Here is a 22,421-nt window from a genome sequence, read left to right as displayed (position 1 = left end):
CGCGCCGTCGCCGGATGCGACGACGACGTCCAGGGTGATCGCGGCAGCCAGGGAGCGACGCAGGATGGAACCCGGCAAGAGCTTGTTGCAGATCATCGAGAGCAACGCCGAGCCGCTGCAGGAGGCGGTGGCGCGGCGCTTTCGCAATTCTGGACGCTGCTCCTTCGACCAGTTCGACTTCGACGGCCTGCGCGCCCTGGCCTGGCGGCACATCGATCCCATCCTCCAGTCGCTGCGCTACGAGGACGACTACCTCTTCACCTTCTTTCTCGACTACGCCAGCGAGCAGAACGTGGCCGCGGGCGTGCCCATCGAGGACAGCCTGCTCACGCTCAACATGGTCAGCGAGACGCTCTGGGAGCTCACCGTGTCCCAGAGCGAGCCGGAGCACCTGGGCGAGAACCTGGGCCGCCTGATCTCGATCCTGAGCAAGGGCAAGGACGGCATCGCCGCCAACTACATGACCCAGCGCGACCACGCGGTGGAGGAGCTGCGCAAGTCCAACGCGAAGCTCATGGAGAGCACCAAGCGCAAGCTGGAGTTCCTGGCCAAGGTGAGCCACGAGCTCAAGACGCCGCTGACCAGCGTGATCGCCTACTCCGAGCAGCTCGAGGACGAGGAGCTGTCCCTCGCCGTGCGCGCGGAGTTCAGCAAGGTGGTTCACGACCAGAGCAGCAAGCTGCTGCAGCTGATCGAGGACCTGATGGAGCTCAGCCGCTTCCACAACGACCGCACCCGCCTCAACCTGAGCTGGGCCGATCCGGTCACCGTGATCCAGGAGGCCATCGGCACCGTGAAGGTGCGCGCGGACAAGAAGCAGATCGCCATCGTGCTCGACGAGCTGCCCGAGCTGCCGCGCGTCCGCATGGACGCCTTCCGCATCCAGCAGGTGATCTGGAACCTGCTCACCAACGGCGTGAAGTACAACGAGCCGGGCGGCACCGTGCGCATCAGCGCGCACATCGAGGACGATGAGCTCTGCATCGACGTGACCGACGACGGCATCGGCATCCAGCCCGAGAACCAGGAGCTGATCTTCGAGAGCTTCCACCAGACGGGCGACGCCCTGGCCATGCTGGAAGGCGGCGCGGGCCTGGGCCTGGACATCGCGCGCCACTACCTCAGCCTCCACGACGGACGGATCGGCGTGGAGAGCGTCTACGGCGAGGGCAGCACCTTCACGATCTGGCTGCCGCTGGCCGGCCCCGCCGGCGACGGCGGCGCGCCCCCCACGCCGGCGCCGGACGAGATCCTCGAGGTCGAGTTCCCCGCCGCCGAGGCGCCGACGCCGGTGAAGCACCTGGGCTAGCCCCGTTCCCCTTGAACCTCCGCCGCCTCTGGCCCTAGTCTCTCCCGTCGGGGCGAGCGCCCCGCGGGGGTGCGATGGAACCGATCCTCCAGCGACTGAGCGACGCGATCACGGGCGCCCTCGGCATCTCCGAGGGGCTGCTGCACAAGCTCGTGTTCAGCCTGCTCGTCTGGCTGGGCTACCTGGCCCTGCGCATGCTGATCGGCGCGCTGCTGCACCGCCGCGTGGCCGACGTCACCCGCCGCTACGTGGTGGGCAAGACCGTCCAGTACCTGCTGGGCTTCAGCCTGGCGATGGCGCTGCTGGTGGTGTGGTTCGGCAACGTCACCGGCTGGGCGGCCTACCTGGGCATCGTGTCCGCCGGTCTCGCCATCGCCCTGCAGGACCCGGTGACGAACCTCGCCGGCTGGGTCTTCCTCTCCGTCCGCAAGCCCTTCGTGGTGGGCGACCGCATCCAGATCGGCGATCACCGCGGGGACGTCATCGACATGCGCCTCTTCCAGTTCTCGCTGATGGAGGTGGGCAACTGGGTGGACGCGGATCAGAGCACCGGGCGCATCATCCACATCCCCAACGGCTGGGTCTTCAAGCAGAGCACGGCCAACTACACGAAGGGCTTCAACTTCATCTGGAACGAGCTGCCAGTCACCGTGACCTTCGAGAGCGACTGGAAGAAGGCGAAGGGGATCCTGGCCGAGATCGCCGAGCGCCAGAGCCTGCTGGCCAGCGAGGCGGCCCAGGCGCAGGTGCGCCGCGCGGCCCGCGACTACATGATCCACTTCCAGCATCTCACGCCCATCGTCTGGACCCGCGTGGTGGACGTGGGCGTCACCCTCACCGTGCGCTACATCACCGAACCGAGGCGGCGCCGCGGCGGCGAGGAGAAGCTCTGGGAGGAGATCCTCACCGTCTTCGCCCAGCACGACGACATCGACTTCGCCTACCCCACCGTCCGCTACTACGACAACGTGAGCGAGGGCAAGGCGGGCGCCCGCGCGGCCGCCCACGGCGGTGAGGCATGAAGAAGCTCGGCACCTTCATCGGCGTCTACACGCCGACGATCCTGACCATCCTCGGCGTCATCATGTACCTGCGCTTCGGCTGGCTGGTGGGACAGCTCGGCCTGCTGCGCGTGCTGATGGTCGTCGTGCTCGCCAACTCGATCACCGCGGTCACCACGCTGGCCTTCTCGGCCGTGGCCACCAACACGCGCGTGGGGCCGGGCGGGGCCTACTTCATCATCTCGCGCAGCCTGGGCTGGGAGCTGGGCGGTGCGATCGGCGTGCCGCTCTTTCTCAGCCAGGTGCTCTCGGTGACGCTCTACGCCTACGGTCTCGCCGAGTCCTTCCGCATCGTCTGGCCGTCGCTGCCGCTCGCGCCGGTGACGGTGGGCGTGATCCTCGCCGTGGGCGCGCTGGCCGTGGCCGGGGCGGACAAGGCGCTGCGCGCGCAGGTCGTGCTGATGGCGCTGGTGGCCCTGTCGCTGGTGGCGCTGGCCATCGGCGCGCTGCACCAGACCGAGGGGCGGAGCATCCTGCTGAATCCGCCGGGCCGCGAGCTGGCCTTCTGGGCGGGCTTCGCCGTGTTCTTTCCGGCCGTCACCGGCGTGATGGCGGGACTGGGGCTGTCGGGTGATCTGGAGGACCCGGGCCGCGCCATCCCGCTGGGCTCGATCGCGGCGGTGGCCACGGGCTTCGTGGTCTACCTCGTGGTGCCCGTGCTGCTCGCCCTGGGCGCGAGTCCGGCGGCGCTGCGCGAGGACCCGCTGATCTGGGCGCGCATCGCGCCGCTGGGGCCGATCCTGATCCTGCCGGGGCTGTGGGCGGCGATCTTCTCGTCGGCGGTGGGATCGATCCTCGCGGCCCCGCGCACCCTGCAGGCGCTCTCGCGCGACGGCATCGCCCCCCGCCTCCTGCTCCGCCCGCCGGGAAACCTGCCGGACATCCTGCCCGGCCTGGTGGTCTCCGTGGCGCTCGCGCTCTCCGCCGTGCTGCTGGGCAACCTGAACACGGTGGCGACGGTGGTCTCCATGTTCTTCCTCACCGTCTACGGCACGGTGAACCTGGTGGCGGCCTTCGAGGTGCTGAGCGGCGACCCCTCGTGGCGGCCGCGGATCCACGTGCACTGGGCCATCTACCTCGCCGGCGGTCTGGGCTGTCTGGCCTGCATGGTGCTCATCAGTCCGATGGCCGGCGCGGTGGCGATCATCGCCGAGATCGGGCTCTGGCAGCTGCTGTCCCGCCGCGCGCGGCAGGCGCGCTGGGGCGACGCGCGCCGCGGCCTCTACGAGAACCTCATCCGCTGGGCGCTGATCAAGCTGGCCCAGCGCCCGCTCAGCGCACGCAACTGGCGGCCGCACGTGCTGGTCTTCGTCGACGAGCCCGTGCGCGAGCTCGACCTCGTGCGCTACGGCAACTGGTTCAGCCAGGGGCGTGGCGTGGTGACCGTCTGCAAGCTGCTCGTGGGCGACCTCACCGCCTACAGCGAACAGCAGCGCGAGGAGCGGCAGGCGGTGCAGGAGGTGCTCGACGGCGAGAAGCTCGTCGTCTTCGCCGAGGTGGACGTGGTCCACGATCTCGTGGAAGGCATCGTGGACGTCGCCCAGGCCAACGGCATGGCGGGGCTGTCCTCCAACAGCATCCTGCTGGGCTGGCCCAGCCACCCCGAGCTGCGCGCGGAGTTCCTGCGCGTGGTGCGCAAGCTGGAGATCCTGCGCAAGTCGGTCATCCTGGGACGCATCCGCCCCCGCCGCCAGTTCGCCCGCGAGCGGCGCGAGATCCACGTCTGGTGGGGCGGCCTCGAGCGCAACAGCGATCTCATGCTGCTGCTCGCCTACCTGCTCCAGCACAACCACGAGTGGAGCGGCGCCCACGTGAAGGTGCTCAGCATCGCCTCCAGCGAGACGGCCAAGGCCCAGACCGACCGCCGCCTGTCGCAGCTGCTGCCGAACATCCGCATGGAGGTGGACGTGAACGTGCTGGTCAAGCCGCGCGACGTCCCCGTGGCCACCCTGATCCAGCGCGAGAGCGCCGAGGCGGAGGTCGTCTTCCTCGGCCTGGCCAGCCCGCCGCCCGGCCACGAGGCGGAGGTGGCCGAACGCATGGAGGCGCTGGCCGGCGAGCTGCCCGTGGTCTTCTTCGTGCGCAACGCGAGCATGTTCATCGGCGATCTGCTCGAGTCGCCCGAGGAGGAGTTCGCGTCGCCCGCGGGCGAGGACGAGAACGACGCCCCCGAGTCGCTCCACCGCACGCTGCCCTAGCGCTCCCAGGGCGCCCAACTCACATTGACGCCGCCGCCAGGCCGCGTACATTGTGACCGACCCGTCCGATTTCTCCACCGCCGGCCCGTCGAGGTGAGCGTGCCCACCGTCCTGGCCATCAATCCGGGCTCCACGAGCACGAAGCTGGCCCTCTTCGACGAGACCGGCTGCCTCCGCCAGGAGGAGATCCACCACACGGCCGAGGAACTCGCCGCCACGCCCGTGCTGCGCGACCAGCTCCCCGCGCGCCTGGCGGCCACCCGTCGCTTTCTCGCGGCGGCGGACGACCCCGCGCTCCACGCCGTCGTGGGTCGCGGCGGTCCCCTGCGCCCCCTGGAGGGCGGCTGCTACCGCGTGGACGACGCCATGGCCGACGACCTCGCCAGCGCCCGCTGGGGCGAGCACGCGAGCCTGCTGGGCGGGCTGATGGCGCGCTCGCTGGGCGAGGCGCGCGGCGTGCCGGCGCTGGTGGTGGATCCCGTCTCCGTGGACGAACTGGACGCCGTGGCGCGCCTCAGCGGCGTGCCCGAGATCACGCGGCTCGGGCGCAGCCACGCGCTCAGCCTGAAGGCCGTCAGCCGGCTGGCGGCGGCCGAGCTGGCGCTGCCGCTCGCGGGGTCGCGCTTCGCGGCCGCGCACATGGGCGGCGGCATCAGCGTGGCGGCGATGCGGGGCGGGCGCATCGTGGACGTCAACGACGCGCTCCTCGGCATGGGGCCCTTCACGCCTTTCCGCGCCGGCGCGCTGCCCCTGCGCGGCGTGCTGGACCTGGTCTACGGCAGCGGCACGGCGTCGTCCCCGGAGGGGGCCAGGGTGCCTGCCAGGGGCCAGGTTGAACGGCATCTCCGCGCCGAGAGCGGCCTCTTCGCCTACCTGGGCACCGGCGATCTGCGCGAGGTGGAAGCCCGCATGGACGCCGGCGACGGCCGCGCCAGCGAGGTCTGGGAGGCTATGGTCTACCAGATCGCCAAGGAGCTGGGCGCCGTGGCCGCGGCACTGGGCCTCGACGTGCACGCCGTGATCCTGACTGGCGGCATGAGCCGCAGCGAACGTCTCGTGGCGCGGCTCGAGGAGCGGGTCGGCGGGCTGGGGCCCTTCCTCGTCTATCCCGGCGAACGGGAGATGGAGGCCCTGGCCGCGGGCGCGCTGCGCGTGCTCGCCGGCGAGGAGCAGCTGCGCGACTACGCCCGCGTGTCGGACAGGAGCCCGCGGTGATCCGGCACTTCGATCAGGTGCTGGCCAAGGTCGCCGGTGCGCCCAGCAAGCGCGTGGCCGTGGCGGGCGCCGCGAAGACGCCCGTGCTGGAGGCCCTCGCGGCGGCGGTGCGCCGCGAGCTGGTGGAGCCCGTGCTGCTGGGGCCCGCGCCGCGAATCCGCGAGCTGGCCGAGCGGCTGGACTTCGACATCGCCCCGTTCTCGCTGATCGACACCCCGGACGACGAAGCCGCTCTCAGCGTGCGGGCCGTCGCCGAGGTGAAGGAAGGCCGCGCGGACCTGCTGATGAAGGGCAGCGTTTCCACCGAGCGCCTGCTCAAGGCGGTGCTGGACCGCGCGCACGGCCTGCGCAGCGGACGCGTCCTCAGCCACGTGGCCGTGGCGGAGCTGCCCAGCTATCCGCGCCTGATGCTGCACACCGACGGGGGCATCAACCTGCACCAGGACCTGGCGACGCGGAAGGACATCCTCGCGAACGCGGTGGAGCTGGCGCGCTGCCTGGAGAACGACCATCCCCACGTGGCCTGCATGGCGCTCGTGGAGAAGGAGAACCCCAAGCTGCCCGAGACCCTGGACATGAGCGAGCTCATGCGCTGGGCGGGCGGCGGCCCGCTGGGGAACCTGATCATCGAGGGGCCGCTGGCCATCGACGTGGCCCTGAGCCGCGAGGCCGCGCAGCTCAAGGGCATCCCCAGCCGCGTGGCCGGGCGCGCGGACATCTTCCTGGGGCCGAACATCAGCGCGGTGAACTTCGTCGTGAAGAGCCTGATCCTGCTGGCGGGCGCCAAGGTGGCCGGGCTGGTGCTCGGCGCTGCCGCGCCCATCGTGCTGCTCTCGCGCAGCGACAGCGCGGAGATCAAGCTGCTGAGCCTGGCCCTGGGCACCCTGCACGACGAGCAGGAGATCGCCCGGCGCAAGCACCGTCCCTATTTCGGCTGAAGCTCGCGCCGGGAGCGCACCCGGCGCAGCACCAGCAGTCCCCCGATCAGGAGCGCGACGGAGAAGTACTGCCCCGGCGTCAGGCCGAGGTAGTGGCGGTCCGCGGTGCGCAGGAAGTCGAGTCCGAAGCGCACGGGGGCGTAGGCGATCATGAGCAGCGCCAGCACGCTGCCCGGCGGCGGGTCGCGGCGCAGCATGAGGAAGACCGTCACGTTGAGCCCGATGGTGAAGAGCCACTCGTCGAAGCCGAGGTCGTGGCGCGCGCCGCCCGGGTAGTTCACGGCCAGGAAGAAGTCGCTGAGCCGTCCCGGGTGATCGTGCACCACCGTGCAGCCCAGCCGCCCGAAGAACCAGCCGGCGATGAGCGCGGCGGCCAGGGTGTCCACCGTGGGCCAGAGCGGGAGGCGGTAGCGGCGGATCGCGATGAGCGCGCCCAGCGCCCCGCCGGCGAAGCCGCCGTAGGAGCTGAGGCTGTCCCAGACCTTGAGCAGCTCCCAGGGATTGCGCGCCACCTCGTCGGGGAAGTAGAAGATCGCCGACACGAGATGCGCGAGCACGAAACCCCCGACCACGGTCCAGAGAACCAGGTCGCCGATGCGCGCCTCATCCAGGCCGCGCCGGCGGGCCTCGCGGCGCGCCACGGCGTAGCCGGTGACGAGACCCAGCGCCACCAGCACGCCGAAGGGCTGGACCCTGAGCGAGCCCACCAGATGCAGCGCGGGGATGTCGATGTAGGGAATCATGCCGGAAGCCTCCCGCTGGGGACCCGGCCACTGTGCCCACTTGGCCTGCCCATGGCCAGCCCTTTCGGGCACCCCACCGGTTTGAAATCCCCCAGGGCATCGGACATACTGGACGCATGACCCGCCCACCCCGCATGCGCCCCACCTTCGAGTTGCCCGTCCCGGGCGACGGCAGCGCGCTCCTCGCCCTGCTCGGCGAACGCCTGCGCGAGCCGGGCGCCCAGCTCGTGGGCCAGGTGCGGCCGCCCCACGCCTTCGTCCGCCTGCCGGACGATCGGCGCAGCCTGCTGTCCCCCCACCTCAACCTCGAGCTGCGCCAGGGGGAGTCCGGCACGGTGCTGATCGGCCGCTTCTCGCCGCACCCCAACGTCTGGACCGGGTTCATGGGGCTCTTCTTCGCGCTGGCGATGTGCGGACTGGCGGGGTTGATCTACGGCCTGGCGCAGATGGCCGTGGACGGTCCGCTCTGGCCCATGTGGGCCGCGCCCGCCGCCGCCGCGCTGATCGCCTTCATCTACGGGGCGGCCTTCATCGGCCAGGGTCTGAGCGGCGAGGAGATGTTCGTCCTGCGGGCCTTCGTGGAGTGCTCGGTGCGCGACTGCCAGCGCCCGGCGCCCTGAGGCGCCGGACTAGTCCCGCGCCGCGATGAGCTGCCCGCGCACGGGCTCCCCGCGATCCACCGGCCTGCCGTCGGCGCTGTAGGCGAGGAAGGGCGCGGGCAGGCCGTCGCCATCCCCGAAGCGCGGGCTGTTCTGCAGGTGATAGTGCAGGTGCGGCTCGCTCGAGTGGCCGCTGTTGCCGCACAGGCCCAGCGTGTCGCCGGGCTCGACGCGGTCGCCCGGCGCCACGCGCAGGCTGCGGGGCTGGAGGTGGGCGAGGAAGGAGAACTCGCCGTTGCCGTGGTCGATCACCACGTGATTGCCCAGGGGCGACGCGCCGTCCATCTGGCCGGGCGCGTTCTCGGGCACGCTGTCCACCGCGGCCACGACCGTGCCGGCGGCCGGAGCGAGGACGGGACGTCCGTAGGCGAAGTAGTCGCTGTTGTGGGCGCCGTCGTCGACGTGCGTCGCGTCGCCGTCCATCACGAGCAGGTCGAGCGCGAAGCGCTGGTCGCGGGTCGAGGCGTGGTAGTTCTCCTCCAGCGTGCGGCCGCCCCAGGCCACGAACCACTCGCCCGCGACGGGCAGGTGGAGACGGGTCTTCGGCACGTAGTCGAGGTAGTCGCTGGGAAAGGCCACGGCCGCGGGGCGGAGGAGCAGGCCGGTGATGCGGGCCGCCGCGTCGAAGCCCACGGCGACGTCCACGATCCCCTGTCCCCGCTCGAAGCGCGCGCGGCGCAGGTAGACCTGCACCGAGTCGGCCGGCGCCACGTCCTCGCGGTAGACCTGCGCCTCGGGGCCGAGCTGCATCTCGATGCCCGCGCGGAAGTCCCGAAGCTGCTCGAGGCTCATGGCCGAGGCCATGCTCGGCGCGAAGCGGGCGTAGAGGCTGTCCAGCTCGCCGGCGTAGAACAGGGCGACGGCGGCGCGGCCCTCCGCCTTGGCGTCGAGCGCGGCCCGCGCGGGCAGGGCGAGCAGGGAGACGAGCAGGAGCGCGGCGGGCACAGCGAGTCGCATGGGAACTCCCGGGCTGGAGAAGGGGCCCGTCGGGGTTCTCACGGCCGGGGGGCCGCTGTCAAGCGCCGGGCGGCCCGACGCGTCAGTAGAGCGACTTCACCGCGCTGAAGGAGACGGACTCCGTGGCCACCGTGGTCAGCACCTCCAGGTTCACCTGCGTGCAGGCGACGCTGCTCGCCTCCCCTCGCAGCCAGGCCGAGTAGTTGCCGGGCGCGAGGCCGTCGCTGTCCGCGGTCAGGGTGATGCGGTGGTCGGTCTCGCTCAGCACCTCGACCTCGACGCCGAGCCAGTCCTCCGACGCGCTGTAGATCACCGAGCAGGGGAAGCCGCTCCCGTCGTAGCCCACGTAGTAGTTGACGGCGGTGACCACCTCGCCCCCCTCCACCACCTGCAGGTCGAGCACATCGGTCTGCGCGTAGGGCGTGCACTGGAAGTCCAGCCAGCAGTCGGTGTCGAGCCAGGCGCAGGTCACGCCCGCCGTGGCGCCGTACATCCACACATCCATGGGGTAGTTGCCCCAGCAGCCGGCGGTCACGTCGGCGTGGCCGGTGCGCGCGTCGAGCTCGCCGTGGCCGGTCACGTCCAGAAGGCAGCGAAACATGAGGAGCACCTCGTCGTCGCTCTGCGGCGGCGTCGGCCAGTACAGGTCGAGCCAGGCGAGGCCGCTGCCCACGCTGACTTCGCCCTCGCCGTCGAAGGGCACCGTGTAGCCGAGCCAGGTCCAGTCCTCGGGCCACTCCAGCTCGAGCTGGAGCCTGATCAGCCCGTAGGGCGGCTGGGCGAAGAGGGGCCGCAGGTAGACGTCGAACTCCAGTTCGCCGGTCGCGGTCGTGTGCTGGACGATGTCCACGCAGTCGCTCGCGGCGGGCGGGGCGCCGTCGTAGGGCTGGACGTGGGTGAGGACGATGGCCTCGGGCAGCGGGTTGGCCGAGGCGGGGCCGGCGACGAGGAGCGCCAGCGCAAGGACGGACAGGATTCGCAATGTCACATCAGCACCTCCCGAGCATCACAGAGCCTTGCGGTACAGGCCGTTAGCCCGAGTATAGCCGCGTTTCCGTCCCGCGGCGAGCCTGGGCCGGCCCCGCCCATTGACGCCGCTGCCCGGCTGCCTATCTTGGAAGGGCAACCGGATCCGGCACTCCGCTTTGCCGGCCGCAGCCGATGGAGGACGAACGTGGAAGCGTCGCTGAAGCCCACCGAACAGGTCCGCTACATGCTGTCGGGCAACGAGGCCGTGGCCCTGGGCTGCCGCGAGGCGGGCGTCCACCTGGGCGCGGGCTACCCCGGCACCCCGAGCACGGAGATCCTGGAGACGCTCGCGAAGATGGTGCCGGAGATGTACGTCCAGTGGTCGCCCAACGAGAAGGTGGGCCTCGAGGTGGCGGCCGGCGCGGCCTTCAGCGGCGCACGCGCGCTGAGCACCCAGAAGCACGTGGGGCTCAACGTGGCCGCCGACCCGCTCATGACCCTGGCCTACACGGGCGTCGTGGGCGGCCTGCTGGTGGTGAGCGCCGACGACCCCGAGCTGCACAGCAGCCAGAACGAGCAGGACAACCGCCACTACGCGCGCTTCGCCAAGATCCCCATGCTCGAGCCGGCCGACAGCCAGGACTGCAAGGACTTCGTCAAGGCGGGCATGGAGATCTCCGAGCGCTTCGACGTGCCCGTCCTCCTGCGCATGACCACGCGCATCAGCCACAGCAAGGGCATCGTGGAGGCCGGCGAGATCGAGCGCCCCGAGATCCTCGGCTTCAAGAAGGACCCGAAGAAGTTCGTCATGGTGCCGGGCCACGCGCGGCCGCGTCACGCCTACGTGGAGGAGCGCCTGGAGCGCCTGCGCGCCTTCAGCGAGGAGACGCCGCTCAACCGCCTGGAGTGGGGCTCGAAGGACGTGGGCGTCATCGCCGCCGGCGCCGCCTACGTGCAGGCGCGCGAGCTGCTGCCCGACGCCAGCTTCCTCAAGCTCGGCCTCAGCTATCCGCTCCCGCTGGAGAAGATCCGCGACTTCGCACGCGCCGTGCAACGCGTGATCATCGTGGAGGAGCTCGACGCCTTCACCGAGGAGCAGCTCAAGGCCGCCGGCATCCCCTGCGAGGGCAAGACCATCACCGGACTCCTCGGCGAGCTCACCCCGGGACGCCTGCGCGCCGGCCTTCACCGCGCCGGGCTCGCCGAGCCGGGGGCGGCCGCCGCCGATCCCGTGCCGGTGCTGCCCCGGCCGCCGGTGCTCTGCGCGGGCTGCCCCCACCGCAGCGTGTTCTTCGAACTGAAGAAGCAGCGCGGGAACGTCTTCGGCGACATCGGCTGCTATACGCTGGGCGCGCTGCCGCCCCTGAACGCCATGGACACCTGCCTGGACATGGGCGCGTCCATCAGCAACGCCATCGGCGCGAGCAAGGTCTCGGACGGCAAGAAGCCCGTCTACGCCACCATCGGCGACAGCACCTTCCTGCACTCGGGCATGACGGGCCTGCTCGACGCGGTCTACAACCGCGCGAACATCACCGTGATCATCCTCGACAACCGCGTCACCGCCATGACCGGCGGCCAGGAGCACCCCCACACCGGGCACACCCTGATGGGCGCGGAGGCCAAGCAGGTGGACTTCGAGGTGCTCGCGCGCGCGCTGGGCGTGGAGCACGTGCAGCGCGTGATGAACCACGACCTGGAGGACGTCCACGCGGCCCTGGAAGACGCCGAGGACTTCGAGGGCGTGAGCGTGATCATCGCCGACAGCCCCTGCGCGCTCATGCCGCGCAAGCTGCGCGACACGCCGTTCCAGATCGTCGAGGAGAACTGCACCGGCTGCCTGCGCTGCCTGCAGACCGGCTGCCCCAGCATCAGCCTCACGGGCAGCCTCACCCCGGAGGGGCGCACCCGCGCGGTGATCGACACGGACACCTGCACGGGCTGCGGCCTCTGTCCCCAGACCTGCAACGACGCGGCCATCGTGCTCGTGAACGAGGAGGTGCCGGCATGACGGCCACCGCGACCAGGACCACCGGCGTGCTGCTGGTGGGTGTGGGCGGTCAGGGGATCATCCTGGCCAGCGACGTCCTCGCCCAGGTGGCGATGGAGGCCGGCCTCGACGCGAAGAAGAGCGAGGTCCACGGCATGAGCCAGCGGGGCGGGACCGTCTCCAGCCACGTGCGCTTCGGCGAGAAGGTCTGGAGTCCGATGATCCCCGAGGGCGGCGCGGACCTGCTCATGGCCTTCGAGCTGGCGGAGGGGCTGCGGGCCGTCCACGACCTCACCCCCGGCGGACGCGCCCTGGTGAGCACGCAGCGGATCATCCCGCCCATCGCCGCCGGCAAGCAGTTCAGCTACCCCGACGACGCCCTCGCGCAGCTCGGCGCCCGCTGCAAGGATCTGGTGAGCTTCGACGCCCAGGCCGAGTGCCGCGCGCTGGGCAACGAGAAGATGGTCAGCGTGCTCTTCCTCGGCGCAGTCGCCCCCAGCCTGCCCTTCGAGGAAGCGCTCTGGCGCAAGGTGATCTTCGGACGCGTCCCGCGCGGCACGGAGGAGGGCAACTGGGGCGCCTTCCAGCGCGGCCGGGCCCTGGCCGGCGCCTGACGGACTTCGTTCAAGACAGGGCGGCGTCCGTCCGATTAGGATGGGGACCCGACGAGGGGAGTCCGCCATCCGACGCGCCAGCCGCTTTGCCCGCATCGCCGCCCTGGGCCTCGCCCTGGCCCTTGGTTCCGGTTGCAGCCCCAAGACCCTCGGCCCGCCGCCCGAACGCGGCGCCGCGCAGGAGGGCCTGGCCTCCTGGTACGGCGCGCCCTACCACGGCCGCCAGACGGCCAGCGGCGAGATCTACGACCAGGAAGCACTGACCGCCGCCCACCGCGCGCTGCCCTTCGGCACCCAGGTGCGCGTGACCAATCTGAAGAATGGCCGGAGCCTCGTCCTGCGGATCAATGACCGCGGGCCCTTCGTGGCCGGACGCATCGTGGACGTCTCCCGCCGCGCCGCCCGCGAACTCGGCTTCCTCGGCGACGGCGTGGCCCCCGTGCGCCTCGAGGTGCTGGGCGGCTAGACGCGCGCGAGCAGCGCCGCCGCGGCCAGCCCGCTGAGGATCGCGATCGCCAGGCTGGCCAGCGTGCCCACGAGCACGTACTCGGGCGCCTTGCGGCCCGATTCGCTGCCGAAGCGGAAGATCGACTTGGCCGTCACCAGCAGCGCCACCGCCTCCAGCCGCCCCACCAGCACCATCACCAGCGCCAGCAGGCGTTCGAGCCGTCCGATCCAGAGGCCCGCGCGGCTCAGGCCTTCCCCGGCGCCCAGCTCGCCACGCCAGCGCGCGGTGGCCTGCTCCAGCAGCACGCCCGCGAAGGACCAGTTGACGAGCACCGCCACCAGCAGCAGCCAGACGTCCCCCGGCAGCCAGGGCCAGGCCTTGGGGGCGCCCGGAGCCAGCAGCAGCGCCGCGCCAAGCTGGTGGACGAGATGGAGCGCCTGATCCGCCAGGAAGACCGCCGCGCCGTCCCGGCGGGGTTTCAGCGCGTCGATGAGCGCGTGTCCAACGCCCAGGTAGAGCAGCAGCCACCACGCGTCCCAGCGCGCGAGGAACGCGTAGCCCAGGAGCGCCGCCACCCCCGCGTGAGGAAGCAGCACGGGCGAGAGCCGGCGCGCGCGCTTGCGGGCGGCCCAGCGGCTCGGCTGCAGGGGGAAGTCCGCCAGGAGGTGCGCGGCCAGCAGGGGCAGCAGCAGGTCGAGGCGGGCGAGGAACCCGCGGGCGAGATCGAGCAGCCAGGGCTGGTTCACAGGTCCCCCTCCTCGAAGAGCTGTCCGTCCAGTCCCGCGGCGACCTGCGTGTGGACGCGCTCGCGCAGGCGCTGCAGGGCGTCCCAGCCGGCGGCGCGCAGACGTTGCGAGACGGCCGGCTGCGTGACCCCCAGCGCCGCCGCCTGCTCGGCCTGGGTCTGGCCGGAGAGCGCCCCGAGCACCGCCGCCCGCTGTTCGGGGGTCCAGCGGCGGCGGAGGGCGTCCAGGAGCGCCAGCTCCACGGCCAGCTCGGCGTCGAGGCTGGGCCAGGGGCTGCGCAGGGCCAGCCGACGTCCCCCGGCGGCCCCCTCCAGGCCGCTCAGCGCGCCGGCCGCCTGCACGAACGCCCGGCCGCTCCAGCGGCCGATGGGCTCGCCGGGGGGCGCCGTGGCCTCCCCCAGTCCCAGTCCCAGGCGAAGCTCGCGGGACGGGCCATCGGCGAAGTCCGGGTCCTCCATGCGAAGCTGCAGCTGCAGGGCGGCGTCCAGGCAGCGGGCGGGCTCGGCGAGCGCGGCCTGGAAGGCGTCGCCGCGGAAGATCTGCTGGGCCAGCGGCGACAAGCTGCCCATCGCCCGGTCCAGGCGGTCGAGCATGGCGGCGCGCTGGTCCTCCGGGACCCGCGACGAGGCGACGATGTCTCCAGTGAGCACGGCGATCATGGCGACCTCCTCACACTGGAGCTTATCTAGCAATACATAAGCCTGTCAACTTATTCACAGGAAAATAAGCCCAGGGGCTAACCTTCGAGCCCAGCCTGATACTCCTGGAAGCTCTGGGTCTTGTAGGCCGCGCTGGAAATGTAGTCGAGGACGAGGGCGAAGCGGTCGGGGGGCACGAAGCCCGGCAGCGGGGCGATCTTCTCGCCCTTGCTGTCCACGAACCAGGTGGTGGGGTAGCTGTTCACCTGGAAGCTACGGGCCAGATCGACACCGGTCGGCGCGCCCTCACCCCCCTGCACCTCCGGACTCTCGGCGTTCACCTTGACGGCGATGAAGCCTTCCGCCAGCCGGCGCTGGATCGTCGCGTCGCTGTAGGTATCCTTGTCCATCACCTTGCACCAGTGGCACCAGGTGGTCCAGAAGTCCACCACCATGGGCTTGCCCTCGGCGGCCGCGCGGGCCTGCCCCTCGGCGAAGCTCATCCACACGACGCCCTCGGCAGGAATCTCCGTGGCGGTGAGAACGCTGTCGGGGGCGGAGGCGGCGGCGGTTTCCGTCTCGCTCTCGCCCTTGCCCCCGCAGGACAGGGCGCCGAGAGACAGGATCGCGATCAGGGCGAGCGGGAAGAGACGGCGCATGGCGGGCCTCCGGTCCGAGGGTGGGTAGACTGGGTTGAGAGTAGGAGATGGGTCGGGGATCCGCCAGCCGTTTCCTTGTGCCGCCGAGAATGTACCTGTACGCCGCCCGCCCAAGACCTGGGGGTGTGACCATCGTTGTCACCCAACATTCCGTGGGCCCGAGGACGAAACCGCGTCCGGCAGCGCGCAGCCACATTTTCGGCGGCACAAGGTGGCTATCGCCCGCCCATGCCGGAGGCCTCGACGGACGGCAGCTCGGGCCAGACGCGCGCCTCCTTGCCGAAGGGCAGCGAGATCCAGCTTCGGGACACCGTCCGCCCGGCGAGGGCGGGCACGCTGGCCAGCACGCGGCCGTCGAGCACGGCCTGGATGCGCCCGAGGACCTGCCCCTTGTCCAGCGGCGCCTCGAGCGTGGCGTCAGCGCCCAGGCGGACGCGCACGTCGCCCCCCTTGCCGCGGGGAACGGCCACCGCCAGCGGGCGGCCCGCCAGCACGGGCACCGTGGCCTTCCAGCCGTGGTCGACGGGAAACTCGTCGCCGAAGCCCTCCCCCGCCGCCAGGGCGTGCACGAGCTCCCAGTCCCTGAAGCCGCGCTCGAGCAGGCGCGAGGCAACCCGGTTGCGCGTGCCGGCGCTGGGACTGCCGAGGACCACCGCGATGAGGCGGCGACCGTCGCGCTGGGCCGTGGCCACGATGTTGGAGTGGGCCTTGTGGTGATAGCCGGTCTTGAGGCCGTCCATGCCCTCGAACTCCTTGAGCAGGACGTTCGTGCAGGGAATCACCAGGCCCTGGCGGAAACGGGTCCAGGTGCGGCTGGTCCAGCCAAGCACGCCCGGGTGCTCGGTGACGATCACGCGCGCCAGCTGCGACAGGTCCCGCGCGGTGCTGTGGTTCTCCGGTCCGCGCTCCGGCAGGCCGGTGACGTTGACGTAGTGCGTGTGCGCCATGCCCAGCGAGGCGGCCCGCGCGTTCATCGCCTTGACGGCCTCGTCCGCCGAGCCGTAGAGGTGCACGGCCACGGCCACGGCGGCGTCGTTGGCCGAGCCCACGGCCACCGCCTCCAGGAGCTTCTCCAGGGTGGCCTGCTCGCCGTCGCCCAGGAAGATCTGGCTGCCGCCCTGCCGCTGCGCGCGGCGCGTGGCGGTGACGAGGTCGTCCGGCGTGGCGCGGCCATCCTCGATCGCCTCCTGGGCCAGGAGCAGCAGCATCAGCTTGACCACGCTGGCGGGGATCCACTCGCGGTCGATGTTGTCGGCCACGAGGATCTGCCCGCTCTCGGCCTCCATGAGCAGGGCGGACACGTACTCGCGCGCGGCGCGGGCGGGCGCGCCGACCAGGAGGGACGTCAAGAGCAGCAGGGCGGCGAGCGCCAGCGCGGCGGGACGCAGTCGTCCGGGGCTTTGCCTGAGCGATGCCAGCAAGCGTCGATCCTCCGGGTTCACGCGACACGGCCCGGGACGCGTCGCGCTCCGGGCCGGGTCACTATAGGCCAGCCCGCCGAACGGGCAAAGCGGTCTTTCCGCCGCCGACTACCAGTAGTTGGCGGTGATGTCGTCGCTCGGATCCAGCTCCTGCCAGCTCAGCTTCTCCACGTCGCCCGTGGTCGGGAAGGCCGGCGGCGGGTTGTCCATGAGCCGCGGATCGTAGGAGTAGTCCTTGCCGTAGCCCGTGACGATCTGGCCCGTGCTGCCGTTGAAGGTGCCCACCGGTCCGCGGCGGTACTGGATCAGCCCGCCGTAGATCACCAGGTTCCCGCGCGGCGAGCCGCTACTGTAGTTCTCGACGGTGAAGCTCTCGTCGAGGGCCATGATCGCGGCCATCACCGTCTCGTCGGCGGTGTCCACGTTGGCGCCGTAGGGATTGCCGTCCATGTAGACGTCACCGTCGGCCACGATGCCCAGCAGGTCCGTGCTCGTGGGATCGACGCGCGGGTCGGTGTCGTAGATGCAGTTGTCCATGATCTCGATGTCGCCGTCGCAGGCGATGGTGAGCTGGCCCTTCAGCCGGCCCTTCATCTCGACCTTGCCCGTGACGTAGCAGACGCCATTGGCCGGCAGCGGGTAGTTGACCGTGGCGCCACCGTTCAGCTTGACGGCCAGGTAGCCGAGACCGGTGCCGGGATCCACCTTCATCTCGATGGCCGCGGTGCCCACGAAGGCGAGACCGTCGGCGGCCTGGCCCTTCGCGCGCAGGAGGTCGGTGTTGGGCGGCAGGGCGATGTTCCCCGCGTTCAGCGTCAGCCCCTGCTCGAAGGTCGGGTTGTCCGACGGCGGGCCGCCGTTGTAGTAGTCCACGGAGGAGTCGCCGCTGCTGGCCTCCTCGTGGAAGATCGGATCGCCGGCGATGTGCATCTGGTCATTGGTGTGCACCGGGCCGAAGAACTCGTCGTTGCTCGTGAACCAGATGGTGCCGCCGCTGGCGGACGTCTCGATGTCCGTGAAGTAGGCGTAGCGCGAGAAGTTCTGCTGCCCCAGCCGCACCTGCATGGAGCGGCTGATGCCCGTCCCGTTCAGCGTGCCGCGGACGGTCACCGCGATGAAGCGCGTGGCCCGGCCCGAGTTGCTGTCCATGGGGTCGGCCCAGGCCGTGTAGCGGCCGTCCCCCACCGCCACGTCGCTGAACAGCACCACCGGACCGCCGCCCGCACCCGAGCCCTGGATGGGCTGCCCGAGCTGCGAGAGGAAGGCGATGGACTCCTCCATGCCGCGCTCGGTCAGGTAGAACGCCTGCTGCTGCAGGCTGCTGTTGCTGCTCAGGCGCGTCTCGGTCTGCGTCGCAAGCAGGGCCCCCATCACCAGGCCCGACAGGGCCAGGGTGACGAGCAGCGTGACCACCAGGGCGTTGCCCCGGTTGTCCGTCAGGCCGCTGCGGCGAACATCACTGGTCGCCAATGACGTGCACTTCATCGATGTTCCATCCCGCGTACTCCCAGCTGCTGTCGGACTCGAGGCGGAAGCGGATGCGCACATCCGCTCGATCCTCGGCAACCGAGGTGATGTCGAAGTCCCACTCACTCCAGGCCGTGTCGGTGATCTCCACCGAGTTGCCCCAGATCGCCACCCAGGGGCCGCCGCTGCCGCTGCCGCTGACCTCCACGATGGCGCGGTCGTAGATCGGCTGCTCCACGTTCAGCCAGCGACGGAAGCTCAGGTGGATGTTCGTCGACCCCGAGCAGTCGATGGCCGGACTCATCAGCCAGGAGTCCGCGTAGGAGCGGTAGGTGCCGTTCCAGCCGCTGGCGCCGATGTCCGTGCCGTAGACGCAGGCGCCCAGGTAGGCGTTGTCCGGGTCCGCCTCGCCGTAGGTCTGGGCGCGCGCGACGGGGTCGCCGCGCTGCCAGTCGTCCTGGGCGCCGCCGTGGGTCCAGCCCAGGTCGGTCTCGAAGCCGTCCTCGAACAGCGTCGCAGCGACGACGGCGTCGTCCGCGGCGAGCACGGGTCCGCGCACGTTGCTGTTCACCGAGTACTGCGTGCCGTCGTAGGCGCGGATCATGTAGTAGTAGCCGGTGCCGTCGATCGGGGCGTCCCCGGGACCGCTGCCGTTGTCCACGAAGGTGTAGACGTTCGTGTCGGTGGCGGTCACCTCGCCGACGATGTGCTCGTCGGCGAAGCCACCCCAGTCGGTGTTCCGGTAGACGTTGTAGGACTGCACCGTGTCGGTGCAGCTGCCGTCGTCCTGGCTGCGGATGAACTTGAGCGTGATCGAGCCGCCGTGGTCCCCAGGCGTGTCGATCGCCTGGAACAGGTAGGGCGGTCCCGGCACGCTGGCCGACGTGCAGCTGGCCATGTTCGAGTACCCGGACTCGTGGCCGTTGCTGTCGTTGTAGGCCGTGACCACGTACTCGTAGGTCGTGCCGAGCACGGGCGGGTTCGGCCCCGCGTCGTTGTCGGTGTACGAGTAGTGCGACGAGGCCGTGGCCGCCACGCGGTCCAGCTCACCCCAGAGCATCGTGAACTGCACCCGCCGCCAGATGCGGTACCACTCCACGTCGCCGCTGCCGTTGTCGTGATAGGAGCGGTCCCAGGTGAGCGCGATCGAGCCGCTGGCGTCGCAGGGCACGGTGCCGGCCGCGAGGTTCGTGGGCGGCATCAGGTCGACGTTGTTGGTGGGCACGCCCGACATGGTGTTGCTCGGGCGCTCCTCGTCGATGCTGACCGTCATCACACGGTACTCGTAGGGCTGCCCCGCCAGCAGGTTGCTGTCCACCACCGCGTAGGACGGATCGCCGGTCAGCGGGTAGTAGCCGGCGTCCAGGAAGGCGCCGTCCACGGGGCCCTTCCGCTGGAGCTTGTAGCCCATCACGGGGTTGGGCGAGCAGGTCTCGCTCTCGGAGCGCAGCCAGCTGAGGTTGAGGCGCGTGCCGTCGTCGAAGGGGACGTCCTGGACCGGCTGCAGCAGCGCGGCGCTGAGACCGTCGTTGGAGTCCACCGGCCCCAGCTCGTTCGAGTCCACCGACACGATCGTGTCGTTCACGGCGCGCACGGTGTACCAGTAGTCCTGGCCGTCCACCGGCGGCGCGCCGGCGACGTTGTTCGCCGCGTTGTCGTGGTAGGTGTAGCTCATGGAGCCGTTGGACGGCAGGTAGCCGATGAGCGTCTTGGCCAGGAAGTCGCCGCCCGAGGGGCCGCGGAAGACCCGGTAGCCGCTGACCGTGCCCGAGCCCTCGTCCGGACTCTGATTGAAGACCAGGGTGATCTCCTCGCCCGAGTCGCAGGGCGTGTCGTAGGCCTGCACCAGCACCGGCGGCGCCGAACCGTTGGGCGTGCTCGACACCGGCCCGACCTCGTAGGACATCGGGCTCTCCTGCGGCGCGCAGTCCCAGGCGCTGACGCGGTAGTAGTACTCCACGCCGTCCACCGGCACGTTGTCGTCGTCGGGCGTGTGCAGGTCGTTCGCGTAGACGTAGCTGCTCAGCCCCGCGGCCGGCACCGACGCGATCGCGCCGCCGTAGGTGCCGCCCGCCTGGCGCCGGTAGATGAAGTAGTGGGTCACGTCCTCTTCGCCGGCGTACTCGTCCACCGAGGCGTTGAAGTGGACGTCGATGCTCGAGCCGGCGTCGTTGGGCGTGTCCGCCACCCAGATGCCGCCCGGGCGCGTGGGCGGATCGCCGCAGGCCGACAGGTCCGCGGGGTTCACGCCGAGGTTGCGCGGGCGGATGCGGGTGCCCGTCTCGCGCTCGACGTAGCGGAAGGGCTCGTCGGAGGTGCCGTGCTCGTGGGGCATGGCCGCCACGGGGCTGGCCGAGTAGGTGGCCAGGTTCACGTCCACGTAGAGGATGTTCTCCAGCTCGCCCACGCTGACCGGATCGAGGTCGGCGATCTCGGTCTGGCTGAGTTCGCCGTCGCCGTCGCCGTCGCCCCAGAGGCTCAGGTTGCCGCCCGCGAACTGGCCCCAGTAGCGGAAGAGCGGCGGGGGCAGCGTGCCGTCCGGGTAGGCCGTGGGCCCGCGGATGCCGAAGGCCAGCTGCTCGGTGCGCAGGCCGTTCACGCCGCGGTAGAGCGCGTAGTCGGCCGGGCACTGGCTGTCGTCGTAGAGGTCGTCGTCGTCGATCAGGCCGTCGAAGTTGGAGTCCAGGCCCAGCACGATCGTCTCCGCGCCGCCGCTGTAGCGCGGCAGCCCGCCCAGGTTCTCGCCGGGGTAGTCGCCGGGGCTGTAGGCCGCGCCGCTGGAGAGCTTGATCTGCATGCCGGCGTCCATGGCGGGGTCGCCGCCCACGCCCGTGGAGATGTCGCCGTTGAAGGCCAGCTGCCAGGGCCCCGCGTCCACCATGCGCGGCTGGTCGTCGAACTGGTCGACGCCGAAGCCCGCCATGCGGACGTCCCGCCCGAGCCGGTCGATGGCCACGCGCAGGTTCTGCTGCGCGTTCATCTCGTTGCGCCGGGCCTCGGCGGACCGCTGCTCACCCACCAGCACCTGGAAGGCCACGACGATCACGATGCTCGCCACCAGCGTACCGATGACGAGCTCCACCAGGGTGAAGCCGGAACGGCTGCGGGCGGCATACTGCTGTCTGCGGCTGTCGGTCATAGCTGGATGTCCTGGTAGCGAGCGACGACGGTGTTGAGGCTCACGTTTCGCGCTCCCGCGGCGGTCTGCCACTGGACCCGCACCGTGATCTCCTTGAGGACGCTCTGGTTGATGGCATTGAGTGAGTCGACGATGGCCACGTTGCGCTGGAACTGCTCGTACTTGGGGTCGCCCCCGTTGACGGCGCCGTAGGCCTCGCTGGGGAAGTTGGCCGACGTGATGTCGGCGTAGCGCACCGAGTTCACCATCTCCTCGATGCGGTCGCGCGCGCACTGCGTGGCCAGCTCGTGGTTGCTCGCGTTGACCTGGGAGCGCACGACTCCGAAGTAGGACTGGGACAGCGCGAGCATGCCGATGGCGAAGATCGTCATGGCGACCACAGCTTCGAGGATGCTGTACCCCTGTCGGTTCATGTCCGTCTCCTTGCCTAGTGCTGCGCGCGTTCCACGCGGACTTCGCCGGTGGTCGAGGTGAGTTCGACCAGGTAGTCGCGGCCCGGCTCCTGGTCGAGGAAGTCCTCCAGCGGCATCACCGAGATCCAGCCGCTGGCGTCGCAGGTGCCGTCCGCGCGGAAGGTGACCCGCTTGGGCGCTCCCGCGAAGCTGATGGCCGTGTCGAGGAAGACGCCGTCGCCCGTGGTCGCGCCCGGCACGTAGCCGAACACGCAGCGGGCCGGCAGGGACACCGGCGTGAAGACGCGCTCCTCGTCGTCCACCACGCCGTTGTTCTTGTTGGCCGGATCGAAGTCCGGGTCGTCGGGCGTGCCCGTGCCGCCGCCGTTGTCCACGTGCACCGTGTAGGTGCCGGCGCCGTCGCGGTTGAAGTAGACGACCACGTCGCTGTAGCTGCTCAACGCCTGCGAGCGCGCGAGCCGCAGCCTGCCGCTGAGCGACTCGGCATTCTGCCGGCTCTCCATGCTGTCCATGCTGTGATAGACCGACGGCACGGCGATGGAGAGCAGAATGCCGAAGACGGCCACCGCCGCCATCAGCTCAACCAGGGTGAATCCGGCCCGCGAGACGCTGGTCTCGCTCCGCAGGGCGCGCGCGGTGATCCGTGGGGCGACCGCCATGTCCCTCGTCCTTTCTCGTCCTTGCTCATGCTGCCCGGATGGTCCACTGCCATCCCCGCGCCCAATGTGCAGAAAACGGACCATGCGCCGGGTGCTTCCGCGAAGGGCGAGAAAGGGCCGGAAGGGCGGGCCCTGTTCGCAATCTGCCAATCGTTTCAGTATTGTTATTGAAGGCCGG

Annotated in this window: 20 protein-coding genes; 9 read left to right on the top strand and 11 right to left on the bottom strand. The window is 70.7% G+C overall.

Annotated features, from left to right (window positions below; genetic code table 11):
• The first annotated feature begins 64 nt into the window (after positions 1 to 64).
• From H6693_05925 to H6693_05905, 5 genes are all read left to right on the top strand, one after another.
• Positions 65 to 1,309, top strand: coding sequence for a HAMP domain-containing histidine kinase (locus H6693_05925; protein MCB9515712.1), 1,245 nt, complete (start codon positions 65 to 67; stop codon positions 1,307 to 1,309).
• Between the two features lie 74 nt (positions 1,310 to 1,383).
• Positions 1,384 to 2,331, top strand: coding sequence for a mechanosensitive ion channel (locus H6693_05920; GenBank protein MCB9515711.1), 948 nt, complete (start codon positions 1,384 to 1,386; stop codon positions 2,329 to 2,331).
• Positions 2,328 to 4,568, top strand: a complete 2,241-nt coding sequence (locus H6693_05915; protein ID MCB9515710.1) for a Na-K-Cl cotransporter — start codon at positions 2,328 to 2,330, stop codon at positions 4,566 to 4,568. Before H6693_05920 ends, H6693_05915 begins: the two co-directional genes overlap by 4 nt.
• A gap of 99 nt (positions 4,569 to 4,667) precedes the next feature.
• Complete coding sequence (buk, locus tag H6693_05910; protein ID MCB9515709.1) at positions 4,668 to 5,783, top strand: butyrate kinase; 1,116 nt, start codon at positions 4,668 to 4,670, stop codon at positions 5,781 to 5,783.
• A complete protein-coding gene (locus H6693_05905; GenBank protein ID MCB9515708.1) occupies positions 5,780 to 6,721 on the top strand; it encodes a phosphate butyryltransferase in 942 nt (313 codons plus the stop codon). The genes buk and H6693_05905 overlap by 4 nt, the downstream gene beginning before the upstream one ends.
• Here H6693_05905 and H6693_05900 read toward each other — a convergent pair.
• The gene (locus tag H6693_05900) at positions 6,709 to 7,464 is read right to left on the bottom strand and encodes a prolipoprotein diacylglyceryl transferase (protein MCB9515707.1); all 756 of its coding nucleotides are present in this window, start codon (positions 7,462 to 7,464) and stop codon (positions 6,709 to 6,711) included. The two genes, H6693_05905 and H6693_05900, sit on opposite strands and share 13 nt — an antisense overlap.
• Before the next feature lie 116 nt (positions 7,465 to 7,580).
• On the opposite strand from H6693_05900, the gene H6693_05895 reads away from it, so the two are divergent.
• A complete protein-coding gene (locus tag H6693_05895; protein ID MCB9515706.1) occupies positions 7,581 to 8,084 on the top strand; it encodes a hypothetical protein in 504 nt (167 codons plus the stop codon).
• 9 nt (positions 8,085 to 8,093) lie between these two features.
• On the opposite strand, the gene H6693_05890 is transcribed toward H6693_05895, so the two are convergent.
• Both H6693_05890 and H6693_05885 read right to left on the bottom strand, forming a co-directional pair.
• Complete coding sequence (locus H6693_05890; protein ID MCB9515705.1) at positions 8,094 to 9,080, bottom strand: peptidoglycan DD-metalloendopeptidase family protein; 987 nt, start codon at positions 9,078 to 9,080, stop codon at positions 8,094 to 8,096.
• A gap of 82 nt (positions 9,081 to 9,162) precedes the next feature.
• Complete coding sequence (locus H6693_05885; protein MCB9515704.1) at positions 9,163 to 10,068, bottom strand: hypothetical protein; 906 nt, start codon at positions 10,066 to 10,068, stop codon at positions 9,163 to 9,165.
• Between the two features lie 225 nt (positions 10,069 to 10,293).
• Here H6693_05885 and iorA point away from each other — a divergent pair, with 225 nt between their 5' ends.
• The 3 genes from iorA to H6693_05870 are packed head-to-tail and all read left to right on the top strand — an operon-like array spanning position 10,294 to position 13,119.
• The gene (iorA, locus tag H6693_05880; GenBank protein ID MCB9515703.1) at positions 10,294 to 12,060 is read left to right on the top strand and encodes an indolepyruvate ferredoxin oxidoreductase subunit alpha; all 1,767 of its coding nucleotides are present in this window, start codon (positions 10,294 to 10,296) and stop codon (positions 12,058 to 12,060) included.
• Positions 12,057 to 12,653 (top strand): indolepyruvate oxidoreductase subunit beta, encoded by a 597-nt coding sequence (locus tag H6693_05875; protein MCB9515702.1) that lies wholly within the window; start codon positions 12,057 to 12,059, stop codon positions 12,651 to 12,653. Before iorA ends, H6693_05875 begins: the two co-directional genes overlap by 4 nt.
• A gap of 40 nt (positions 12,654 to 12,693) precedes the next feature.
• Positions 12,694 to 13,119, top strand: coding sequence for a septal ring lytic transglycosylase RlpA family protein (locus H6693_05870; GenBank protein MCB9515701.1), 426 nt, complete (start codon positions 12,694 to 12,696; stop codon positions 13,117 to 13,119).
• On the opposite strand, the gene H6693_05865 is transcribed toward H6693_05870, so the two are convergent.
• From H6693_05865 to H6693_05830, 8 genes are all read right to left on the bottom strand, one after another.
• A complete protein-coding gene (locus H6693_05865) occupies positions 13,116 to 13,847 on the bottom strand; it encodes a DUF3307 domain-containing protein (protein MCB9515700.1) in 732 nt (243 codons plus the stop codon). The two genes, H6693_05870 and H6693_05865, sit on opposite strands and share 4 nt — an antisense overlap.
• Positions 13,844 to 14,506 carry a hypothetical protein gene (locus H6693_05860; GenBank protein MCB9515699.1) on the bottom strand — a complete coding sequence of 221 codons (663 nt, stop codon included), beginning with the start codon at positions 14,504 to 14,506 and terminating at the stop codon, positions 13,844 to 13,846. Before H6693_05860 ends, H6693_05865 begins: the two co-directional genes overlap by 4 nt.
• Positions 14,507 to 14,583: 77 nt before the next feature.
• The gene (locus H6693_05855; GenBank protein MCB9515698.1) at positions 14,584 to 15,144 is read right to left on the bottom strand and encodes a thioredoxin fold domain-containing protein; all 561 of its coding nucleotides are present in this window, start codon (positions 15,142 to 15,144) and stop codon (positions 14,584 to 14,586) included.
• A gap of 215 nt (positions 15,145 to 15,359) precedes the next feature.
• On the bottom strand, positions 15,360 to 16,565 hold the full coding sequence (locus H6693_05850) for a D-alanyl-D-alanine carboxypeptidase (protein ID MCB9515697.1): 1,206 nt from the start codon (positions 16,563 to 16,565) through the stop codon (positions 15,360 to 15,362).
• A gap of 108 nt (positions 16,566 to 16,673) precedes the next feature.
• Positions 16,674 to 18,035: a DUF4900 domain-containing protein gene (locus H6693_05845; protein MCB9515696.1), complete on the bottom strand. Its 1,362-nt coding sequence runs from the start codon at positions 18,033 to 18,035 to the stop codon at positions 16,674 to 16,676.
• Positions 18,022 to 21,171, bottom strand: a complete 3,150-nt coding sequence (locus H6693_05840; protein ID MCB9515695.1) for a choice-of-anchor J domain-containing protein — start codon at positions 21,169 to 21,171, stop codon at positions 18,022 to 18,024. Before H6693_05840 ends, H6693_05845 begins: the two co-directional genes overlap by 14 nt.
• Positions 21,168 to 21,584: a type II secretion system protein gene (locus H6693_05835; protein MCB9515694.1), complete on the bottom strand. Its 417-nt coding sequence runs from the start codon at positions 21,582 to 21,584 to the stop codon at positions 21,168 to 21,170. The genes H6693_05840 and H6693_05835 overlap by 4 nt, the downstream gene beginning before the upstream one ends.
• A gap of 14 nt (positions 21,585 to 21,598) precedes the next feature.
• Entirely contained in the window at positions 21,599 to 22,243 is a 645-nt protein-coding gene (locus tag H6693_05830; GenBank protein MCB9515693.1) for a prepilin-type N-terminal cleavage/methylation domain-containing protein, read from the bottom strand.
• Positions 22,244 to 22,421 lie beyond the last annotated feature (178 nt).

Source organism: Candidatus Latescibacterota bacterium, assembly GCA_020633725.1.
Lineage (GTDB): Bacteria > Krumholzibacteriota > Krumholzibacteriia > JACNKJ01 > JACNKJ01 > VGXI01.
The sequence above is the reverse complement of the archived record's forward strand: the minus strand, read 5'-3'. Positions and strand labels throughout refer to the sequence as shown.